This window comes from Nocardiopsis kunsanensis DSM 44524, from assembly GCF_000340965.1.
Taxonomy (GTDB): Bacteria; Actinomycetota; Actinomycetes; order Streptosporangiales; family Streptosporangiaceae; genus Nocardiopsis; species Nocardiopsis kunsanensis.
In genome coordinates, this window is sequence record NZ_ANAY01000015.1 from 97,552 (window position 1) to 117,911 (window position 20,360).

A 20,360-nucleotide genomic window follows, 5' to 3' on the forward strand; every position below is an offset into this window, starting at 1 on the left:
CCCGGAGGGAAGAGATGGCCGACGACGTGGCGCAGGTCCCGTGGGGCACGACCGTGGCCGGTCTGGCCCGCAGGGTCCTCGGTGAGGACCACCCACCGATCGCCCTCGGCGAGCTCGCCCCGGGTGAACGTTCCTTCGAGTACCGCGCCGACGACGGCACCCTGACGCTCCGTGCGACCGACGGTGTGGCCGCCGCCGTCGGACTGCACACCTACCTGCGCCGGGTCTGCTCGGCCGCCGTCAGCTGGGACACACCGCTACCCCTGGGCATCGCCCGTTTCCCCGACGCCCCGCCCACCCGTTCGACCGCCCGGATCGCGCAGACCTACCACCTCAACTTCTGCACCTACGGCTACACGAGCACCTACTGGGACCGGGCCGACTGGGAACGCGAGATCGACTGGATGGCGCTGCACGGGGTCACCGCTCCCCTCTCGCTCGTCGGCCACGAAGCCGTGCTGCGCGACGCCTACACCCGGCTCGGCCTGGACGAGGACACGGTGCGCACCTTCCTCGGCGGCCCCTCCTACCTGCCCTGGCAGTACATGGGGAACCTGGACGGGTTCGCGGGGCCGCTGACCACCCGCTGGATCGACACCCATCTGGAGCTGGGCCGGTGGATCCTCGAGCGCCAGCGCGCCTTCGGCATGCGCCCGATCCTGCCCGCCTTCACCGGACACGTGCCCCCGCAGCTGGCACCGGAGCGGACCACACCGCGCACCTGGCACGGTTTCGTCACCGAGGTCCTCTCCCCCACCGACCCCCTGTACGCACGGGTGGCCGAGCAGATCACCCGCAGCCAGGCTGCCCTGCTGGGCACCGACCACCGCTACGCCGCCGACCCCTTCATCGAGATGCCGCCGGTCGAGGCCGACCTGTCCTACCCCGGGGCCGTGGCCGACGCGACCCTGGAGGGCCTGACCGCCGCCGACCCGGACGCGGTGTGGGTGCTACAGGCCTGGCCGTTCTCCTACCAGCGCGACTTCTGGACCGACGACCGGGTCACCGCCTTCCTCGACGCGATCCCCGACGAACGTCTGCTCGTGCTCGACCTGTGGGCCGAGGCCGATCCGCAGTGGGAACGGTTCGACGCTTTCGCGGGCAAACCCTGGATGTGGTGCGCGCTGCTCAACTTCGGCGGGCGCACCGATCCCGTCGGCGACCTCCAAGGGGCGACCGACGCCCTCAACCGGGCCAGGAACGCCCCCACCGCCCCCACCGGTCTGGGCCTGGCCATGGAGGGCACCCACAACAACCCGGCCTTCTTCGAACTGATCCTCGACCAGGCCTGGACCCGCGTGGACGACGTCGGAGGCGACTGGCTCCCCGGTTTCGTACGGGAGCGCTACGGCCCCGACCACGCCCCCGCCCTCCTTCGGGCCTGGCAACGGCTGAACACGACCATCTACCGCACCCCGGGACCCCTGGTCTTCCCCGAACGGTTCAACGGTGTCCTGACCGCACGCCCCGACTACCGCGACCTGGCCGAACCACAACGGCTGCGCGCCCAGGCCGAGGAACTGGTCGGCTACGACCCCGCCGAGCTGCACCGTGCCTGGGAAGAGATGGTCGATGCGGCCGAGGCCGATCCGGGATCGGCGCGCGGGCCACTGGGCCACGACCTGGTCGATGTCGCCACGGCGGCCCTGGCCCGCGTCGCCGACCGTGCCTACCTCTCCCTGGTCGACGGGGTCCTGCGCGAGGGAACCGTCGACGCCGGAGCCACCGAGCGGTTCCTGGCCCTGTTCGACGACCTGGACGCGCTGTTGGCCACACGTCCCGAGTACACGTTCCGCCGGTGGGAGGAGAAGGCCGCCTCCTGGGCGGGGGACGCCGACGAACGCGCAATGCTCGTGGACAACGCCCGGCGGCTGCTGACCGTGTGGGACAGCCACGACAGCCCCTTCCTGAACGACTACGCGGGTCGGGTCTGGTCCGGTCTGGTCGGGGGGTACTACCGCGACCGGTGGCGGATGTGGGTCCAGGGCCTGGAGCGGGCGGCGGCCGCCCCCGAGGAGGCCGCCGCCCGGCTCGACCGTCGACTGGACGAGCGGGCACGCGTGTTCCTGGCCGAGGGCGCACCCGACCCGGAACCGGCCGACGGTGACGTCGTGTCCCTGTCCCGGACACTGCTGGAGCGCTACGGGCTCCCCCGGTGAGCTCGGGACAGGACCGGACCACAACGGCGACAGGTACGGGAGGAGGCCGTATGCCCGAGCAGTCACCGACCGAGGCCCGCAACCCGCGCACGGTCGGCATCGACACAGTGGGCACGCAGGAGATCATCGGCCTGCTGCAGAACGAGGACGCACACGCGGTGGAGGCGGCATCGGCAGCCTCCGACCGGATGGCCGCAGCGGTCGACGGGGCCGGTGCACGGTTGCGGCGCGGCGGCCGGGTGCACTACTTCGGTGCCGGCGCCTCCGGGAGGCTGGCCGTGCTCGACGCCACCGAGGTCACCCCGACCTTCGGCGCGGACCCGGAGCTGTTCACCGCCCACTTCCCCGGCGGACCCGCCGCTCTGGCCGATTCCACGCTGGACCTGGAGGACGCCGACACACTCGGTGAGCGGGACGCCGGTCAGCTCCGTCCCGACGATGTGGCCGTGGGCGTGACCGCGTCGGGCTCCACCGCCTACGTGGCCGGGGCCCTGCGTGCGGCACGGCGGAGCGGGGCGCTCCGTGTACTGATCACCTGCAACCCGCAGGCGGCCCTGTTGCAGGCCTGCGACCTGCCCGTCGTGGCCCACACGGGGCCCGAGGCGATCACGGGCTCGACCCGGCTCAAGGCGGGTACCGCCACCAAGGTGCTGCTCAACTCCTTCTCCACAGCGCTCATGGTCGGGGCGGGACGCACCTACTCGAACCTGATGGTGGGGCTCGTCGCCACCAACGACAAACTCCGGGAACGTTCCGTGGGCCTGCTGGTCGAGGCGTCCGGACAGCCACGGGAGCGCTGCGCCGCCGCACTGGAGGAGGCCGGCGGCGGGGTCGAGGCGGCCCTGGTGAGCCTGCTCGCCGGAACCCCGGTCCGACGGGCGCACCAGCTGCTGGCCGAGCACGGCGGTGTCCGTGCGGCGGTCGCGGCTCTGGAGGAGGGGTGAGCGGCCCTCCGGTCCTGGCCGGTGTCGACGTCGGAGGGGGCGGGGTGCGGGTCCTCGTGCGGCACGGCGGGAGCACGTCCCGCGCCGAGGACGAGGCCGCGGTCCCGCGGACCGGCGGGGGGATCGACGTCCCGGCCCTGGTGCCGCGCGTGGTCGCGCTCCTGCGGAGTGCCGCATCCTCCACGGGGTCCGAGGGGTTCGACCGGGTGGCGGTCGGCCTGACCGGTCTGCCCGACCTGGTCGACGACCCCGGCGAACTCGTGCGGGCGCTGCGCTCCGGTCTTCCCGCCGGGGACGTGACCGTGGCCGCCGACGCACTGACCACCCACACCGGGGCGCTCGGCGGGCGTGCCGGTGTCGTCGTCGCAGCGGGCACAGGGGCGGTGGCCCTGGGCACCGACCTGCGGGAGAACTGGCGCCGCACCGACGGGTGGGGGCACCTCCTGGGTGACCGCGGCAGTGGCGCCTGGATCGGTCGGCAGGGTCTGCAGCACGCGCTCCGGGCCCTCGACGGGCTCTCCGACGGCTCCCCGGAACTCCTGGCGCACTCGCAGGAGCACTTCGGCGGTGTGGGCGAACTGGAAGCCCAGGTCTACCGGGGCCGGGTCGCGGCCTCGTCCCTGCTCGCGGGGTTCGCTCCGCGTGTGGCCGAGGCCGCCCACGCAGGAGATCCGGTGGCACAGCGGATCTGGTGGGAGGCCGGCACACGTCTGGGCGAGACGGCGGTCGCGGCCGCGGCCCCCGGGTCGGAGCCCCGTTTCTCCTGGGGCGGCAGGCTCTTCGAGGCCGGCGCGCTGTTGGCCGAACCCTTCCGTGCCGAAGTGCTGCGTCACCTACCGGACGCGTGTCTGCAGGAACCCGCCGGTGACTCCGTGGACGGTGCCCTGGCCCTGGCCGAGTCGGGACCGGAGCTCGTGCACCGGCCGCCCTACCTGTACCGCCACGGTTGAGCCTCCGGGTGATGGGCTCACGGCCCCGACCGCGGTCACCGGCTCCGGCCCCGGGCCGGCGGCCTCAACCGTGGGCGCGGGCGTAACGCCGCGCCAGCAGGGCCACCTGTTCGGCGAGTTCGGGCGGGTCCAGTACCTCGAAGTCGGCTTCCAGGGAGCCCAGCCAGGGGGCGAGCACGGTCACCGACTCGCCCCCGACACTCAACAGACAGGTGTGTTCGTCCACGGGCTCGACCACACCCATGCCGTGCGCGGAGATCTCGTCCGCGGGGGCGTACACACGCACGCGCGCCCGCACCGTCCACATGTGGGCGCAGAGCCGGCGCTGCAGGTACAGGGCCACGTCGCCCTCCGGGTCCTCGCGCGGTGGGAACCGCTGCCCTGCGGGGCGGGGTTCCCGTAGCCGGTCCAGACGGAAGGTGCGCCAGTCGTCGCGGTCCAGGTCCCAGGCCACCAGGTACCAGCGCTGCCACCAGCTGACCAGGCGTTGCGGCTCGACCCGGCGGCGCCCGGCACCGCCCTCGTGGTTCACGTAGGCGAAGCGGAGCCGTTCGCGGGCGCGGCAGGCCGAGGCGACCACGGCGAGGGACTCGTGGTCCACGGTCGGTGCGTCCTGGTCGGAGACCGTGACGGTGGCGGCCTGGAGGGCGTACACACGCGGCCGCAGCCGGGAAGGGAGGACGTTGTCGAGCTTGGCCAGTGCCCGCAGGGAGGCCTCCTCGATCCCGGTCACCGACCCCTGAGCGGCCGTGCGCAACCCCACGGCGACGGCAACCGCCTCCTCGTCGTCCAGCAGCAGCGGCGGCATCCGTCCACCCGGGCCGAGGCGGTAGCCGCCGGTGGCACCGGGGACGGACTCGACGGGGTAACCCAGGGCGCGCAACCGGTCGACATCTCTCCGGACGGTACGCACGGTCACCCCCGTCCGAGCGGCGAGTTCGGGACCGGAACGTTCCGGTCCGGACTGCAACAGGGACAGCAGGCGCAGCAGGCGGGCCGTGGTCGGTTCCGGCATGGGTCCAGTATGCCGGGGAAAGAGGACCGCAGCTGTCCTCTTTCCTCTCTAACGTCGGGGCCATGAACAACAAGGACACCGAGATCCGCCCGTTCCGTATCCGTATCGCCCCGGAGGAGATCGACGAGCTGCACGAGCGCCTGGCCCGGACCCGCTGGCCCGATTCCCTGCCCGGTGTGGGATGGACCTACGGGGTCCCCGGCGACCACTTGAAGGAACTGGCCGAGTACTGGCGCACCGGCTTCGACTGGCGCGCCGCCGAGGCACGGCTCAACCGCTTTGCGCAGTTCACCACCGACATCGACGGTCAGAGGATCCACTTCCTGCACGTACGTTCGCCCGAGCCGGACGCGGTGCCGTTGATCCTGACCCACGGGTGGCCTTCCACGTTCGCCGAGTTCCGGGACGTGATCGGCCCGCTCACCGACCCGCGCGGGCACGGCGCCCCGGACGCGCCCGCTTTCCATGTGGTCGCGCCCTCCGTCCCCGGTGTGGCTTTCTCGGGTCCCACCACCGAGCCGGGGTGGAGCATCGAACGGATGGCTCGGGCCTGGGTCGAGCTCATGGACCGCCTGGGTTACGAGCGCTACCTGGCCCAGGGCGGTGACACCGGTTCCCTGGTCTCACCCGAGATGGGGCGTGTGGCCCCCGACCAGGTGATGGGTGTGCACGTCAATGGTCTGGTCTCGGCGTCCATGCTCGACTGGACCGCCGAGGACCCCACGGCCGGATTCACCGAGGAGGAGACAGCCCTGGTGTACGCGGGCGAGACCGATTGGGAAGAACGGCAGGGCTACGCGGCCCTGCAGTCCACACGTCCGCAGACCCTGGCCTACGCGCTGACCGACTCCCCGGTGGGGGTTCTGGCCTGGAACCTGGAGTGGTTCGTCGACTACGACCCCGAACGCGGGGTGCAGCCGCCCGTGGACCGCGACGTGGTCCTCACACACGTGTCCCTGTACTGGTTCACGCGTACTTCCGGTTCGGCGGCCCGCATGTACAAGGACGGTGGGGACGCCTTCTACGGCGGCCGGGACTCGGGGGTTCCCACCGCGGTGGCGCTCTTCCCCGGTGACGCGCCCGTGCGCACCCTGGCCGAGCGCTCCAACTCGATCGTCCGCTGGACCCGGTACGAACGCGGCGGGCACTTCGCAGCGACCCAGGCACCGGACCTGCTCACGGCGGATGTGCGTGCCTTCGCGAGCGAACTGGCGGGAACCGGCTGAGGGGTTGGATGCGTCCGCGTACTCCTCCCGCCCCTGATCGGGACCCCGGGGCCGGGGTGGCCGTCGGTGTCCTCGGAGCACATGTTCTACGGTGGTTTTCTCCGGTTCCTCCCTTCCCCGGTCTGCCGGGGGATGCCGAGCACGTACGAGCCACCGGCCCGACCGCACCCCGTGTGCGCCGTTTGGAGGACCCCGTGAGAGCAGTACCGACGGCGGCGCTGACCGCTGCCCTCGTCCTGGCCGTGGTCTCCTGCTCCCCGGACGAAGGCGGGCAGGAGGGGCCGGACACCGACCGGTACCTGTCGGTCGGCGACTCCCTGACCGTGGGGGTGCAGCCCACCGGAGGGGGCCAGGGCCCTCCCGAGGAGACCGACGAGGGCTACACCGACTTCCTGGCCGCGTCGCTGGCCGATCAGGGGCAGGAACTCGACCACGAACGCAATGGTTGCCGGGGCGAGGACACCACGACCTTCCTCGACGGCGGCAACCCGGCCTGCGGTGACCGTTACGACGGTGATTCCCAGGCGGAGACAGCAGAGGACTTCCTCGACGAGAACGGGGACGAGGTCGAGCTCATCACCCTGAGTCTGGGCATCAACAACGTCGCCGGGTGTTTCGAGCAGGTCGACCTGAGCGACCCGGTCGACGCCTCCCGATTGGACACCGACTGTGTCGAGGAAGGCCTGGAGCGGGTCGACGAGGAGCTGCCCGAGGTCACCGAGCAGCTGCGCGAGGCGGCCGGGCCGGACACGCAGATCGTGGGGATGACCTACTACAACCCCTTCCTGGCCCCGTGGGCCGTCGAACACGCGGGCGAGTCCGACCCGGGTACCCCCGGCGGCGAACTCCCCGACGGCCGCGGGGTCGTCGACTACGCGGTCGAGGTGATGGAGCAGCTCAACGAGACCCTGCGGTCGGCCTACGCTGAACAGGACATCGACGTCGCCGACGTCGAGGCGCACTTCGACTCCGGGGAGTTCGGGGTTCCCGAGGACAGCGGGTCCGACCTGCCGCTCAACGTGCAACGGGTCTGCGACTGGACGTGGATGTGCAACACCGAGGTCGGTCCCGACATCCACACCGACCCCGAGGGCGCGCAGGAGATCGCCGAGGTCCACGAGGAGCAGGTGGAGTTCTAGCGCGCCTCCGACGGGTGCACGGAACGTGCGCCCGTCGGACAGGGCCGGTCGTCAGGCCACGCCGGAGCTGCGGGCCTGGAGCGCGCGGATCTCCTCGGTCAGCTCCGCTGCGGGGCCGCGGGTGGGCACGCCCGGAGCCACGGCGTGGATCGGCAGCGGGGTGAGCGGTCCCGGGTCCACGCCCCATTCGGTGCGCCAGGTGGTGAGCTGTTCGGTGCTGGAGGCGTAGACGATCGGGCCCAGGCCCACCAAGGCGTGCGCGGCGCTGCACAGGGCGCAGTGCTCGCCCGAGGTGTAGGCGGTGGCGGAGGCCCGCTCCTCGGGGGTCAGGTTCTCGGCGGCCCAGCGGGCGATGGCGAACTCCGGGTGCCGGGTGGAGTCCCCACCGGAGATCCGGTTGCGGTCCTCGAAGCGGACGGTACCGCGGCTGTCGACGAGGACGGAACCGAAGGGTTCGTCCCCGTCGTCCAGTGCCTCGCGTGCCAGGTCGACGCAGCGGCGCAGGTGGGTCAGGTCCTGGTCGGTGATCGTGTGTGTGCTCGACATGGGGCGAACCTAACACCGGGGGCCACTCCGGGAACCCCTGCATCCTGGGGCGGGAAGAGGGGCGGGGCCGGCGCTTCCGGAGACCGGAGCGGCCGTGAGTACGCTTTCGTCCGCTTGCCCGGTCTGCGTCCGGGAGGGGGAGGTGACCGGCAGGAGAACCGTCGATCGTGGCCGAGGTACAGGGAAGCCTGCCGGTACGGCCGGGGCGGCAGTCCGAGGCGTTGTCACTCTGTGACGCCGCCCTCGGAACCGTCCGAGCCCGGCCGAAGTCACATGGGGGAACGTTTTTCCTGGCTTCGAGAGGATCGGATTCCCCTTGTCCCCCGACAGCACCGACCACGGGCCGCCCACGTCCGCGTCGGCTTCCTCCGCCCCCGATCCGGGCCCTGCCGAGCCCGTACCCTCCTCCGGCCGCACCGAGGACGGAGCGCGGCCCCGTTGGTGGGTGACCGCCTTGTGGATGGGCCACGGCCTGCTGCGCATGGGCCTGTTCAGCTACCTGCTGGTCTACGGCTGGACGAAGCTGATCCTGATGCAGATGGGCCAGGCCGATTACGGCCGTGCCCTGACCACCATGGGTGAGAAGAGCCCCATGGGTCTGTTGTGGGACTTCATCGCCTACGCGCCCACGGTGCAGTTCCTGTCGGGCCTGGTGGAGGTTCTGGCTGCCGTACTGCTGATCTGGCGGCGCACCGCATGGTTGGGCGGGCTGCTCGGCGCCGGGGCGATGGGTGTGGTGTTCCTGCTCAACATGGCCTACGACGTGCCCGTCAAACAGCTCGCCCTGGCCATGGCGATCGGGTGCCTGCTCGTGGCTCTTCCGGAACTGCGCCGCCTGGGCGGGTTCCTGGCGGGCCGCCCCGTTGGGGCGATCACCCCGCCGCGGCCGGTCCCTTGGCCCCGCGTGCACGCCTTCACCCGGTGGGTGTTCGGTTCCCTCGGTGTGCTCATCGCCGTGGCTCCCTCAGCGGCGGTCCCGATGATGTGGCCGAGCGAGCTCGACTCGCCGCTACCGGGGGTCTACCACGTCGTGGAGGACACGGCCGAACCCGCCGGGCAGCTCGCCGAGGACGAACGCTGGCAGGCGATCGCCTTCGGCCAGTACGACCATGGGGACATGTCCCAGCTCGCGATCAGGACGGCCGACGGCGACCTGCTGGAAGGCACGTACACACACGATTCCGGGGGCGGGCTCGAACTCCGTCTGCGGGAGCCTCTGAAGGGTGACCGGCCCTTGAACCAGGAGCCCCGGGAGACGGTGGAGCTGACCTGGCAGCTCGACGACGGCGGGCGTCTGCATCTGGAGGGTGAGGGGCACGAGCTCATCGCCGAGCCCGACCCCGAGCTGACCTATCTCCACGACCGCGGGTTCAGGTGGGCCCCGGGTCCGCCGGTCAACCGCTGAGCAGCCACCAGGAGCGCCCACTGTCGCACAGGCCGGGGCGCTCCTTGCTGTGTCCGGACGGTGACCGGACTGTGAGTGGATGCACCCGGTGCAGCGTTGCACTGAGTGCATGCAGCGCCGTACCGTGACAGGGTGAACGATCAGGGCAATCCTCCCTCGCGGGATCGGCGCGAGGCACTGAAGTCGCGACACCGTCGCGCGATCATCGACGCCGCAGCTGCGTTGATGTCCGAGATCGAAGGCACACATTTCACCGTCGACCAGCTCGCCGAGCGGGCCGACGTGTCCCGGCGGACCGTCTTCAACCACTTCGGCTCCCTCGACGACATCGTTCTCGAGGTGTTCGGCGAGATCCTGGAGTCGATCCTCGGAGACATCGAGTCCGGTTTCGACACCGAGGTCAGTACCCGCCCGGGCGCCATGTTCGACGAGGTCGCCGAGGCTCTGCGCTCGGCCGACCTGGTCACCCCGATCACCCGCCTCAAGCGCATGCTCGCCCGGGGAGGAAGTGAACCCTCCCCGAGCCAGGCGGCACTGTTCGAGAGCGCGATCAACGACGTGACCGCCCGCCTCGCCGCCCTCATCCTGAACCGCCGCCCCGAGGCCGATCCGCTCGTGATCGACCTGATGTGCGGCGCACTGGTCAGCGGCGGCGTGGTCGTGGTCCACCACTGGGAGCGGGCCACCGGCGGGGTCGACACCGAGGACTCACGCCGTACCTGGACCGAACTGGTGGACCGCATGATCTCGGTGAACCGCGACGGCTACGGGTCGTTCGGACCCGGAACGCCCTGAGCGCAGGCGCGCTCCTCACCCACATTCATTGGCGAAAGACCCATGGCTGAATTTCTCTACAAGCTCGGTCGCGCGTGTGCGACCCGGGCGAAGACCGTCATCGCGGTCTGGTTGGCCCTGTTGGTGGCCTCCAGTACCGCGTTCTTCCTCTTCTCGGGTGAGCTGGAGGACAGCTTCTCCATCCCTGGGACCCCCACCGACGAGGTGAATCAGCGCCTGTCGGAGAAGTTCGACGGGATGGGCGGCGGTGCGGGCACCGTCGTGTACCAGACCGAGGACGGGGAGCCCTTCACCGAGGAGCAGAAGGAAGCGATCGCCGACCGGGCCGAGCAGACCACCGAGGTCTCCGGTGTCGAGGACGCGGTCGACCCCTTCGCCACGGAGCAGGACCGCGCCGACCGGCAGCAGGAGATGGAGGAGGGCCGCGAGGAGCTCGAGGAGGGGCTCGAGGAACTCGAGGCCGGCCAGGAGGAGCTCGACCAGGGCCGCGCCCAGGCCGAGGCTGCCGGGATGCTCGACCAGTCCGAGGACCAACTCGACGCCCAGCAGGCCGAGATCGACCGGAACCGTGAGGAGATCGAGGCGCAGGAGGAGCAGCTCGACCGGGGCGAGGCCCTGTTCGAGATGGCCTCCGAGATCGGCACGGTCTCCGAGGACGGCGCGACCGCACTGGTCAACATCTCCTTCACCGACGCCCAGGAAGAGGTCTCCCAGGAGACCCGCGACACCGTCATGGGTGTCTTCGAGAGCGACCCGGTCCCCGGCACCGAGGTCGAGTTCGGCAACGACCTCGCCATGAGTATGCCCAGCCTGGTCAGCACCGCTGAGGTCATCGGTCTGATCGTGGCCGGTGTGGTCCTGGTGGTCATGCTCGGTACCCTCATCGGTGCCGGCCTGCCGATCCTGACGGCGCTGGTCGGTGTCGGGATCGCCACGCTGACCGCGATGTCGTTGTCGGACGTGTTGCAGATGGCGTCGGTGACGCCGATCCTGGGCCTGATGCTGGGCCTGGCCGTGGGCATCGACTACGCGTTGTTCATCGTCCACCGCCACCGCCGGCAACTCAAGCAGAGCACCGAGCTGCAGGAGTCCATCGGCCTGGCCAACGGGACCGCGGGCAACGCGGTGGTCTTCGCCGGCACGACGGTGCTCATCGCCCTGCTGGGCCTGAACATCACCGGGATCGGTTTCCTGGGCCTGATGGGCAGTGTGGGCGCCATCGCCATCACCGTCGCGGTGCTCATCGCGGTGACGCTGGTGCCGGCTCTGTTGTCACTGGTGGGCACGCGCATCCTCTCGCGCCGTGAGCGCTCCCGCCTGGCCGAGAACGGGGAGTCCAACGGCAAGCACCGCCACGGGGACGAGGACGAGGTCCGGCCGATGTCGACCGGGCGGGCCCTGCTGCGTTCCGCGGTCGCCGTCCTGGCGCTGGGCATCGTCGCCGTGCCCGCGCTCGACCTGCGGTTGGGCATGCCCGACGGTGCCTCCGAGCCCAGCGACTCGACCCAGTACCAGGCCTACACCGCCATCGAGGAGAACTTCGGCGAGGGCATGAACGGACCGCTCCTGGTCACGGCCGACCTCAGCGGCGGTCCCACCGACGAGGCCGCCGAGGCCACCGCAGAGGAGGAGCAGTTCCAGGTCGCCGAGGAGCTCTACTCCCGTGACGCCGTGGCCGGCGTGGCGCCCATCGGGATCTCCGACGACCAGACCCTGGCGATCTTCCAGGTCGTGCCCGAGGACGGGCCCTCGAGCGAGTCCACCGAGGAGCTGGTCCACACCTTCCGGGACCTGGAGGTCATCGAGGGCACCGGGCCGCTCGGTGTCGCCGGCATGGCCAGCGGCAACATCGACATCTCCGAGACCCTGAGCGATGCGCTCCCGGCCTACCTCGCCGTGGTGGTGGGACTGTCGCTGGTCATCCTGCTGCTGGTGTTCCGGTCGGTCTTCGTGCCGGTCGTGGCCACACTCGGGTTCATCCTGTCCTACTTCGCCGCCCTGGGCGGTGTGGTGGCCATCTACCAGTGGGGCTGGCTCAGCGCGGTCTTCGGGGTCGACAACCCCGGCCCGGTGCTGAACTTCCTGCCGACACTGCTGGTGGGGATCCTGTTCGGCCTGGCGATGGACTACATGCTCTTCATCGGAACGGGCATGCGCGAGGCCTACGCGCACGGCACGCCCGCACGGTCGGCGGTCGTGCGGGGCTTCCGGGCCGGGCGTTCGGTGGTCACCGCAGCTGCGATCATCATGGGTTCGGTCTTCGGCGGATTCATCTTCTCCGAGACCATCATGATCAGCTCGATCGGGTTCGCGTTGGCCTTCGGTGTGCTCATCGACGCGTTCGTGGTGCGCATGCTGCTGATCCCCGCGCTGATGCACCTGGCCGGGGACGGGGCCTGGTGGCTGCCCAAGTGGCTGGACCGGATCCTGCCCGACATCGACGTGGAGGGTTCGGCCCTGGAGGCGCGCCACCTGGGCGGGGAGAGCCCCGAGGGGCCGGTCTCCGCCTAGGACTCCGGCGCCGGGGAGGCTTCCGAGGGGGCTCGGCACCGGTGCCGACGGCTCGCCACGCGGGGCCGGGGGACGTGGAGTTCCCCGGCCCCCGCTCGTGTGTGCAGGCACCCCGCGCACGCTCGCGGCGGGCTCAGCCGGAGGTGATGCGGGCCGCGACGCGGCGGCCGCTGCGCAGAGCGCTCTCCAGGTAACCGCAGATGATCTCGGTGTGCTCCCCGGCCAGGTACAGGCGGCCGAAGGGTTCGCGCAGGCGCCGCAGTGAATCGAGGTCACCCGGGCCCAGAGCCGAGTAGGTGCAGCCGGACTCGGGTTCCTCACTCCACCAGGCCGCCACGGGGTCGCCGTCTGGGGTGCCGAGTTCGGGGAAGAGCGCGCCGACCGTGTCCAGGACCTCTTGTTCGGGCAGGGGCCGGTAGGCGTACGCGGTCAGGATCCCGGGGAGGCCGGGCTGGTCCTCGGGGGCGTTGTCGTACACGTGCTGGAACCCGGCGTGGTCGACGCGGCGGTCGCCCGCTCCGGCGTCAGGGCGCTGTGCGTAGGGCACCAGGAGTTTGCCACCCCGGCCCTGGTGCACGGAGGGCACGGACACCACGGGGTCCAGGGTGATGCGTTCCAGGGCAGGCAGGGGCACGGCGATCACGGCACGGTCGGCGGTGACGGTGTGGCGGTCGGTACGGACCACGACCCCGTCCCGGCCGTGTTCGACGGTGCGCACGGGGTCCGCGCGGCGTATGCGGTCCTGGCCCAGTTCGCGGGCCATGGCGTCGGTGAGTTCGGCGGTACCGCCGGCGATGCGGTACGCGGTCTCCCCCGAGTCGAGTTCCTCTCCCAGGGCCAGCGCGAGTTCGGACAGTTCTTCGGGCTCGACCATGTACTCGGCGCGGATGTGGGCGGTCGTCCAGGCGCACTCGCTCGGTGAGAGGCCGGCGCTGTCCATCCAGTCGGTGGCGCTGCGGCGGTCCATCCCGCGGGCGACCGGGTCGTCCCAGGGGTGTTCCAGGTCGCTCAGGCGCCCTTCGAGGCCTTCGAGGGCCTCCGCCACACGTTCGGCGTCGCCGGGTTCCTCCACGTGGGCCCGGCCGTCGACGACGAGCGCCTCGAAGCCGCCACCCGAGCGCAACCCGAGCCCGTAACGTTCGGCCAGGCCGAGTACTTCGCGGTGTTCGGGGTTGACCCATTCGGCCCCGGCGTTGGCGAGCCGGCCGTCGGGGAAACGGACGGTGCGTGCGCGCCCGCCCACACGTGGGCGGGCCTCGATCACCTGCACGTCGTGCCCGGCGGCGGTGAGTTCGAGCGCGGCCATGAGGCCGGCGGCGCCCGCTCCGATGACGACGGTGTCCCTGCGTTCCATGCATCCCATTGTGCGGCTGGGGACGCTCCGGACGGGGCGTGTGCGCCGCCCCGTTCCCGCCGTTCTGCACCGCGGCGGGAAAATGTGATCTGGATGATACGGAGTTGCGGATTCGCACCACAGGTGCCCCGGATCCCCCACCGCGCCGCCCTCCCGGGTGCCTGAATCGCCACGCCTCGTCCCCATACGCCCCGGTCTGTGAACTTATGTGTTGCTTACGCATGGTGTAATCGTTTCCAATCATGTAATCGTTTTCACGGTGTGCGGCCCCGATCTCTCCCCGCACCCGCCCCCACGAAGGCATCGGAGGAGGTGAACACGGACGTGGTGAGCATCAAGGACGTCGCCGAGGCGGCGGGGCTGTCGGTTGCGACGGTCTCCCGTGCGCTCAACGGGCGGTCGGCGGTCAGCGACGAGGCCCGGGCCCGAGTCCTCTCGGCCGCCGAGTCGCTCGGATACCGGCCCAACGTCGTGGCGCGCTCCCTTCGCACCGACCGCACCGGCACCATCGGGCTGGTCATCAGCGACGTCCTCAACCCCTACTTCACAGAACTCGCCAGGTCCGTGGAGGAGGAAGCACGAGCGCTCGGCTACAGCGTCATCATCGGCAACGCGGACGAGCGCGCCGAGCTGGAGGCCCACCACGTGCGTTCCCTCCTGGAACGGCGTATCGACGGGCTGATCGTCTCCCCCGCGGACGGCCGCTCCCCTCTGACCCTGGACGCGGCCGACGGACCCACCCCTCTGGTCTTCGTCGACCGCTGGATCCCCGGCTGCGCGGCCCCGGTTGTGCGCGCGGACGGGCGCGGCGCGATCCGCGACCTGGTCGCCCACCTGTACGGCCTCGGGCACCGCCGGCTCGCCATCATCACCGGGCCTGCCGCCACGACCACCGGCAGGGAACGGGTGGAGGCCTTCCGCTCGGCACTGTCGGAGTTCGGGCTGTCGCTGCCGGAGTCCCACGTCGGGCGGGGCGACTTCCAGGCCGAGAGCGGGCGCCTGGCCACCGAGCGCTTCCTGGACCTGCCCGAACGCCCCGACGCGGTCTTCGCCGCGGACAACCTCATGGCTCTGGGCGCGCTCGACGCGATCCGTGAACGCGGCCTGAGCGTGCCCGACGACATCGGCCTGGCCGCCTTCGACGACATCCCCTGGTTCCCGCACACCGCACCACCCATCACAGCGGTCTCCCAGCCCACCGCCGAACTCGGGCGGGTGGCGGTACGGGCCCTGGCCGACCTCATCTCGGGAGGAACGGCCGGGTCGACCGTCCTTCCCGCACATCTCGTCGTCCGCCGCTCCTGCGGCGAGCCCGAAACGTCTGCCCCGACCGGAGGAGCCACACGTGAGTAGTCCGGACGAACTGCTACGCATCGAGGGCGTACGCAAGTCCTTCCCGGGCGTGGTCGCACTCGACGACGTCGACTTCGACCTGCGCCGCGGCGAGGTGCACGTCCTGCTCGGCGAGAACGGGGCCGGTAAGAGCACCTTGATCAAGGTGCTCTCCGGCGCTCACCGCCCCGACACGGGTCGGGTGCTCGTCGAGGGGCAGGAGGTCCAGATCCGTGACGCGCAGGACGCGGCGCGCCTGGGTATCGCCACGATCTATCAGGAGTTCAATCTCGTCCCCGACGTGACGGTGGCCGAGAACATCTTCCTGGGCCGCCAACCGCGCAGGTTCGGGTTCATCGACACCAAGCGTATGGAGGCCGAGGCCGCGAAGCTCCTGGAGCGGGTCGGTGTCGACGTCTCCCCCAGCGCCCGGGTACGCGGCCTGGGCATCGCCCAGTTGCAGATGGTGGAGATCGCCAAGGCACTGAGCCTGGACACGAAGATCCTCATCATGGACGAGCCCACCGCGGTCCTCACCACCGAGGAGGTCGACCGGCTCTTCGCCATCGCCCGCCGGCTGCGTGAGGAAGGCGTGGGTCTGGTCTTCATCACCCACCACCTGGAGGAGATCGCGGCTCTGGGCGACCGGGTCACGGTCCTGCGCGACGGGCGGTCGGTCGCTCACGTGGACGCCTCCGAGCCCGAGGACGAACTGGTGCGCCTCATGGTGGGCCGCAGCATCGACGAGCAGTACCCGCGTGAGCGGCCCGAGCCCGGGCAGATGCTCCTGCAGGTGCGCGGCCTGACCCGCAACGGTGTGTTCGAAGGCATCGACCTGGACGTGCGCGCCGGCGAGGTCGTCGGTCTGGCCGGTCTCGTGGGTGCGGGCCGCACCGAGGTCGTCCGTGCGGTCTTCGGCGCCGACCCCTACGACTCCGGCGGGGTCGAGGTCCTCGGCAAGAAGTTGCCCGGCAGCGACGTGGGCGCGGCTCTGAACGCCGGTCTGGGTCTGGTCCCCGAGGACCGCAAGGGCCAGGGTCTGGTCCTGGACGCGTCCGTGGAGGAGAACCTGGGGTTGGTCACGCTGGGCCCCACCAGCAAGGGCGGGTTCGTGAACCTGGCTTCGCAGCGCTCGTCGGCGGCGCGTGTGGCCGACGAACTCGCGATCCGGATGGCCCACATCGGCCAGCACGTGCGCACGCTCTCCGGCGGCAACCAGCAGAAGGTCGTCATCGGCAAGTGGCTGTTGGCCGACTCCCGTGTGCTCGTCCTCGACGAGCCGACCCGCGGCGTCGACGCCGGCGCCAAGGTCGAGATCTACCGGCTCATCAACGAGCTGACCGCCTCCGGTCACGCGGTCCTGATGGTCTCCAGCGACTTGCCCGAGGTGCTGGGGATGAGTGACCGGATCCTCGTCATGGCCCAGGGCCGGGTCACCGGTGAGCTCTCCGCCGAGGAGGCCACCCAGGACTCGGTGATGTCGCTCGCGGTCGCCGCCAACCCCGGGCCCAACCCCGAAGAGAACGAAGTGGAGGGCCGGTAGTGGCCACTGACACAGCAAAGAACGGCGGTCTCCGGCCCGCCGTGCGTCGTTTCCTGTTGGACAACGGAGCGCTGACCGCGCTGGCCCTCCTGGTCGTGGTCATGTCGCTGATGTCCGGTGACTTCCTGACGGCGCAGAACCTCCTCAACATCGGGGTCCAGGCCGCCGTCATCGCGGTCCTGGCCTTCGGTGTCACCTTCGTCATCATCTCCGGTGGTATCGACCTGTCGGTGGGTTCGGTCGCGGCTCTGTCGGCGACGATGCTGGCCTGGTTGGCGACGGTGGAAGGGGTGCCCGTCTGGTTGGCCGTCCCCCTGGCCGCCGCCACGGGAACGGCGGCCGGCCTGGTCAGCGGTGCTCTGGTCGCCTACGGCAAGCTGCCCCCGTTCATCGCGACCCTGGCGATGCTCTCCATCGGCCGCGGCCTGTCCCTGGTGCTGTCCGAGGGCAGCCCCATCTCCCTTCCCGACTCCGTCTCCCACCTGGGCGACTCCGTGGGCGGCTGGCTGCCCGTCCCGGTGCTGATCATGGTCCTCATGGGCCTGATCACCGCCGTGATCCTGCGCCGGACCTTCGCCGGCCGTGCCATGTACGCGATCGGTGGCAACGAGGAGGCCGCGCGCCTGTCGGGAATCCGCGTCAAACGCCACAAGCTGGGTGTGTACGCGCTCTCGGGCCTGTTCGCGGCCGTGGCCGGTGTCATCCTGGCCTCCCGTCTGGCTTCCGCGCAGCCGCAGGCCGCACAGGGCTACGAGCTCGACGCGATCGCCGCCGTCGTCATCGGCGGCGCCAGCCTCGCCGGCGGTGTCGGGACCGCATCGGGCACGCTCATCGGTGCACTCATCCTCGCGGTGCTGCGCAACGGCCTGAACCTGCTCTCGGTCTCGGCGTTCTGGCAGCAGGTCGTCATCGGTGTGGTCATCGCGCTGGCGGTGCTGTTCGACACCGTGCGCCGCCGTTCCGGTTCGGGTGGTTCGGGCTCCGGCGGGGGCGCCGGAGCCGTCGGCGGACCCGGCGGCCGCGGCAAGCGTATCGCCGTCCTCGGTGCCGCAGCCGCGGTCACGGCGCTCGTGGTGGGTGTGCTGTCCTTCCTGCCCCCCGACTCCTCCTCCGACAAGCCCCGGTTGGGTATGTCGATCTCGACGCTGAACAACCCGTTCTTCCTGCAGATGCGGGACGGCGCCGAGGCAGAGGCCGAGGAGGCGGGCGTGGACCTGGTGATCACCGATGCCCAGGACGACCCCTCTCAGCAGGCCAACCAGATCCAGAACTTCGTGAGTACCGGGGTGGACACGATGGTGATCAACCCGGTCGACTCCGACGCGGCGGGGCCACCGGTGCGCCGGGCCAACGACGCCGGCATCCCGGTGGTCGCCGCCGACCGTGCGATCAACGACGCGGAGTCCGAGGCGCTCGTGACCTCGGACAACGTCGAGGGCGGGCGTCTGGCCGCCCAGGTCCTGGCCGAGGAGATCGGTGAGGAGGGCCGGATCGTGGTGCTGCAGGGCACCCCGGGCGCCTCCGCGAGCCGTGAGCGCGGTCAGGGCTTCAGCGAGGGCATCGCCGAGTACGGCGACATCGAGGTCGTCGCCGAGCAGCCCGCCGACTTCGACCGCACCCGCGGCCTGGACGTGATGACCAACATGCTCCAGGGCAACGACGGCATCGACGCCGTCTTCGCCGAGAACGACGAGATGGCGCTGGGCGCGGCCGCCGCGCTGGACGACAGCGGCGAGGACGCGGCGGTGATCGGTTTCGACGGGACCCCGGAGGGCTTCGAGGCGGTCGAGGAGGGCATCCTGCACTCGACCATCGCCCAGCAGCCCGCCGAGCTCGGACGCGTCGCGGTGCGCAACGCCGTCGACGCCGCGCGCGGCGAGGGCCTGGAGGAGGACGTGCGCGTCCCGGTGGAGATCGTCACCGAGGACAACGTCGACGACTTCTCCTGATGCCCGCGCGTGTGCCCGGTCGTCGGCCCCTCGGGGCCGCGGCCGGGCACACGTGTGTCAGGGGCGTGGCGGCCGCGAAAGCGGCTGGGGCCGTGTCCGGCCGAGGCGGTCCACGGTCCGTGGCGGGACTTCGCGGCGCGCAGGCCGTGGTCAGGGGGTGTCGCCGGCGGCGGCCAGGATCACCAGCAGGGGCACCACACGTTCGGGCGGGATGGAGTAATGGCCGCGCCGCGTGGGGGCCAACCATCCGGCCGAGGTGAGCTGGTTGACGTGGTGGTAGATCTGCCCGGTCGTACCGAAACCGGGGCGTTCGGCGAGCTCGGCGACGGTGCTGGCGCCGTTCCAGATCTCGTGCAGCAGGTTGAGGCGCACGCTGTTGCCCAGGGCGTCGATGCGCGGGGCCAGTCGGGACCAGTCGGATTCGTCGAGGCGTTCGAGAGGGTGCCCGTGCTGCCACTCCAGCGGTTCCTCGTCCGCGTTGCGGCGCACGCTGCCCGCGTAGAGGACACCGCCGAGCCCCTGGACGCGGCGGCGCAGCTCGTTGACCGCGAAGAAGGTGTCGTCGGTGGATCCGGGTGCGGCCCCGGGGCGGGGCGGGCCGGGCCGGTCACCTCCCTCCAGGGCGGCGACGCGGGCCTCCAGATCGGCCAGGCGCTGTTCGGTCTTGTCCTCTGCCACGCACCCCACCTTAACGGTGACGCGGTTACGTAATCCCCGGGAAGCACGGTGGGACCGGACTTCCCGCTCGATGTTCCCGACTTTGCCCGATCCAGGACGAACACGTGGACGCCAATGACCTTCCCTCGCCGATGATGAGGGGGCGGCGTGCGGAACGGCGCACCCGACCGTGACACCCGAAGGGCGCTCTCCGGCCGGACAGCGCCCGGTGAGGAGCACGACATGCGCTACGAGGCCGCCAACGGTTGGCAGTTCTTCGTCGCGACACTGCTGGTCGTCATCGGATGCGTCAACATCATCCAGGGACTGGTGGCCTGGTTCGTTCCCGACTTCTACTTCGCCTCCGCCAGCGAGATGCTCGTACTCGAATACGAGTCCTGGGGTGTACTCCTCGGGCTGTGGGGCGTGGTCCTGGTCGCGTCCGGGCTGTCCGTGCTCTCGGGCAGCCCGTGGGCACGGTTCCTCGCCATCGTGCTGGCCTCGCTCAACGCGCTCGCCCAGCTCGCGTTCGCGTTGGCCATGCCCCTGTGGGCGATGGTGGCGATCGCGATCGACGTGGTGGTCATCTACGGGCTCACCGCCGGTTGGCCGCGTGTCGACGGCTACGAGGACGAGAAGGGCGAGCGCGAGGCCGTCTACCGCAGCGGGTACCGGGCCGCCCAGTCCTCACCCCCGCCCGTGCGTTCACCCGAGGAGCCCGGCGGGCACGGGCAGCACACGCGCTGACCCGCACCCCGTCCGGGCCCGCACGTCCCACGACCTCCCGTCACGACCGGCTCCACTGCCGGGACGGGAGGTCGTTCCTGCGCGGAGA

The 20,360-nt window shown here is 71.0% G+C and carries 16 protein-coding genes; 12 read left to right on the forward strand and 4 right to left on the reverse strand.

The window, feature by feature from the left end; all coding sequences use genetic code 11:
- Nucleotides 1–14: 14 nt before the first annotated feature.
- Genes D456_RS0112125 through D456_RS0112135 form a run of 3 tightly spaced genes read left to right on the forward strand, consistent with a single transcriptional unit; the run spans nt 15 to nt 4,053 of the window.
- Complete coding sequence (locus D456_RS0112125; RefSeq protein WP_017576448.1) at nt 15–2,159, forward strand: alpha-N-acetylglucosaminidase; 2,145 nt, start codon at nt 15–17, stop codon at nt 2,157–2,159.
- A 50-nt stretch (nt 2,160–2,209) separates the two neighbouring features.
- Nucleotides 2,210–3,103, forward strand: coding sequence for an N-acetylmuramic acid 6-phosphate etherase (locus D456_RS0112130; RefSeq protein ID WP_017576449.1), 894 nt, complete (start codon nt 2,210–2,212; stop codon nt 3,101–3,103).
- Complete coding sequence (locus tag D456_RS0112135) at nt 3,100–4,053, forward strand: N-acetylglucosamine kinase (protein WP_017576450.1); 954 nt, start codon at nt 3,100–3,102, stop codon at nt 4,051–4,053. Before D456_RS0112130 ends, D456_RS0112135 begins: the two co-directional genes overlap by 4 nt.
- Nucleotides 4,054–4,117: 64 nt before the next feature.
- Here D456_RS0112135 and D456_RS0112140 read toward each other — a convergent pair whose 3' ends face one another.
- A complete protein-coding gene (locus D456_RS0112140; protein ID WP_017576451.1) occupies nt 4,118–5,068 on the reverse strand; it encodes a helix-turn-helix transcriptional regulator in 951 nt (316 codons plus the stop codon).
- A gap of 62 nt (nt 5,069–5,130) precedes the next feature.
- On the opposite strand from D456_RS0112140, the gene D456_RS0112145 reads away from it, so the two are divergent.
- Both D456_RS0112145 and D456_RS0112150 read left to right on the forward strand, forming a co-directional pair.
- Nucleotides 5,131–6,294, forward strand: coding sequence for an epoxide hydrolase family protein (locus D456_RS0112145; RefSeq protein ID WP_017576452.1), 1,164 nt, complete (start codon nt 5,131–5,133; stop codon nt 6,292–6,294).
- Between the two features lie 194 nt (nt 6,295–6,488).
- On the forward strand, nt 6,489–7,433 hold the full coding sequence (locus D456_RS0112150) for an SGNH/GDSL hydrolase family protein (RefSeq protein ID WP_026115793.1): 945 nt from the start codon (nt 6,489–6,491) through the stop codon (nt 7,431–7,433).
- A gap of 51 nt (nt 7,434–7,484) precedes the next feature.
- Here the strand turns inward: D456_RS0112150 and D456_RS0112155 are convergent, their stop codons facing one another.
- Entirely contained in the window at nt 7,485–7,979 is a 495-nt protein-coding gene (locus D456_RS0112155) for a nucleoside deaminase (protein ID WP_017576454.1), read from the reverse strand.
- Nucleotides 7,980–8,295: 316 nt separating this feature from the next.
- Between D456_RS0112155 and D456_RS0112160 the strand changes: the two genes are divergently transcribed.
- The 3 genes from D456_RS0112160 (at nt 8,296) to D456_RS24040 (ending at nt 12,690) form a co-directional block, all read left to right on the forward strand.
- Entirely contained in the window at nt 8,296–9,384 is a 1,089-nt protein-coding gene (locus tag D456_RS0112160) for a hypothetical protein (protein WP_017576455.1), read from the forward strand.
- A 132-nt stretch (nt 9,385–9,516) separates the two neighbouring features.
- Complete coding sequence (locus D456_RS0112165; protein ID WP_026115794.1) at nt 9,517–10,179, forward strand: TetR/AcrR family transcriptional regulator; 663 nt, start codon at nt 9,517–9,519, stop codon at nt 10,177–10,179.
- Between the two features lie 42 nt (nt 10,180–10,221).
- On the forward strand, nt 10,222–12,690 hold the full coding sequence (locus tag D456_RS24040) for an MMPL family transporter (RefSeq protein ID WP_017576457.1): 2,469 nt from the start codon (nt 10,222–10,224) through the stop codon (nt 12,688–12,690).
- A gap of 133 nt (nt 12,691–12,823) precedes the next feature.
- Here the strand turns inward: D456_RS24040 and D456_RS0112175 are convergent, their stop codons facing one another.
- A complete protein-coding gene (locus tag D456_RS0112175) occupies nt 12,824–14,044 on the reverse strand; it encodes a flavin monoamine oxidase family protein (protein ID WP_017576458.1) in 1,221 nt (406 codons plus the stop codon).
- A 324-nt stretch (nt 14,045–14,368) separates the two neighbouring features.
- Here D456_RS0112175 and D456_RS0112180 point away from each other — a divergent pair, with 324 nt between their 5' ends.
- Genes D456_RS0112180 through D456_RS0112190 form a run of 3 tightly spaced genes read left to right on the forward strand, consistent with a single transcriptional unit; the run spans nt 14,369 to nt 18,868 of the window.
- Entirely contained in the window at nt 14,369–15,397 is a 1,029-nt protein-coding gene (locus tag D456_RS0112180; protein ID WP_026115795.1) for a LacI family DNA-binding transcriptional regulator, read from the forward strand.
- Nucleotides 15,390–16,919 carry a sugar ABC transporter ATP-binding protein gene (locus D456_RS0112185; RefSeq protein WP_017576460.1) on the forward strand — a complete coding sequence of 510 codons (1,530 nt, stop codon included), beginning with the start codon at nt 15,390–15,392 and terminating at the stop codon, nt 16,917–16,919. The genes D456_RS0112180 and D456_RS0112185 overlap by 8 nt, the downstream gene beginning before the upstream one ends.
- Nucleotides 16,919–18,868: an ABC transporter permease/substrate-binding protein gene (locus tag D456_RS0112190; protein WP_017576461.1), complete on the forward strand. Its 1,950-nt coding sequence runs from the start codon at nt 16,919–16,921 to the stop codon at nt 18,866–18,868. The genes D456_RS0112185 and D456_RS0112190 overlap by 1 nt, the downstream gene beginning before the upstream one ends.
- Nucleotides 18,869–19,018: 150 nt before the next feature.
- Here D456_RS0112190 and D456_RS0112195 read toward each other — a convergent pair whose 3' ends face one another.
- Nucleotides 19,019–19,546 carry an ArsR/SmtB family transcription factor gene (locus tag D456_RS0112195; RefSeq protein ID WP_017576462.1) on the reverse strand — a complete coding sequence of 176 codons (528 nt, stop codon included), beginning with the start codon at nt 19,544–19,546 and terminating at the stop codon, nt 19,019–19,021.
- A gap of 222 nt (nt 19,547–19,768) precedes the next feature.
- Here D456_RS0112195 and D456_RS0112200 point away from each other — a divergent pair, with 222 nt between their 5' ends.
- Nucleotides 19,769–20,272, forward strand: coding sequence for a DUF7144 family membrane protein (locus D456_RS0112200; protein WP_026115796.1), 504 nt, complete (start codon nt 19,769–19,771; stop codon nt 20,270–20,272).
- The last annotated feature ends 88 nt before the right edge of the window (nt 20,273–20,360 follow it).

Coding starts and splice junctions, on each gene's coding strand:
- D456_RS24040 (WP_017576457.1), top strand. CDS start 10,222: ATGGCTGAATTTCTCTACAAGCTCGGTCGCGCGTGTGCGACCCGGGCG.
- D456_RS0112145 (WP_017576452.1), top strand. CDS start 5,131: ATGAACAACAAGGACACCGAGATCCGCCCGTTCCGTATCCGTATCGCC.
- D456_RS0112155 (WP_017576454.1), bottom strand. CDS start 7,979: ATGTCGAGCACACACACGATCACCGACCAGGACCTGACCCACCTGCGC.
- D456_RS0112125 (WP_017576448.1), top strand. CDS start 15: ATGGCCGACGACGTGGCGCAGGTCCCGTGGGGCACGACCGTGGCCGGT.
- D456_RS0112175 (WP_017576458.1), bottom strand. CDS start 14,044: ATGGAACGCAGGGACACCGTCGTCATCGGAGCGGGCGCCGCCGGCCTC.
- D456_RS0112200 (WP_026115796.1), top strand. CDS start 19,769: ATGCGCTACGAGGCCGCCAACGGTTGGCAGTTCTTCGTCGCGACACTG.
- D456_RS0112130 (WP_017576449.1), top strand. CDS start 2,210: ATGCCCGAGCAGTCACCGACCGAGGCCCGCAACCCGCGCACGGTCGGC.
- D456_RS0112140 (WP_017576451.1), bottom strand. CDS start 5,068: ATGCCGGAACCGACCACGGCCCGCCTGCTGCGCCTGCTGTCCCTGTTG.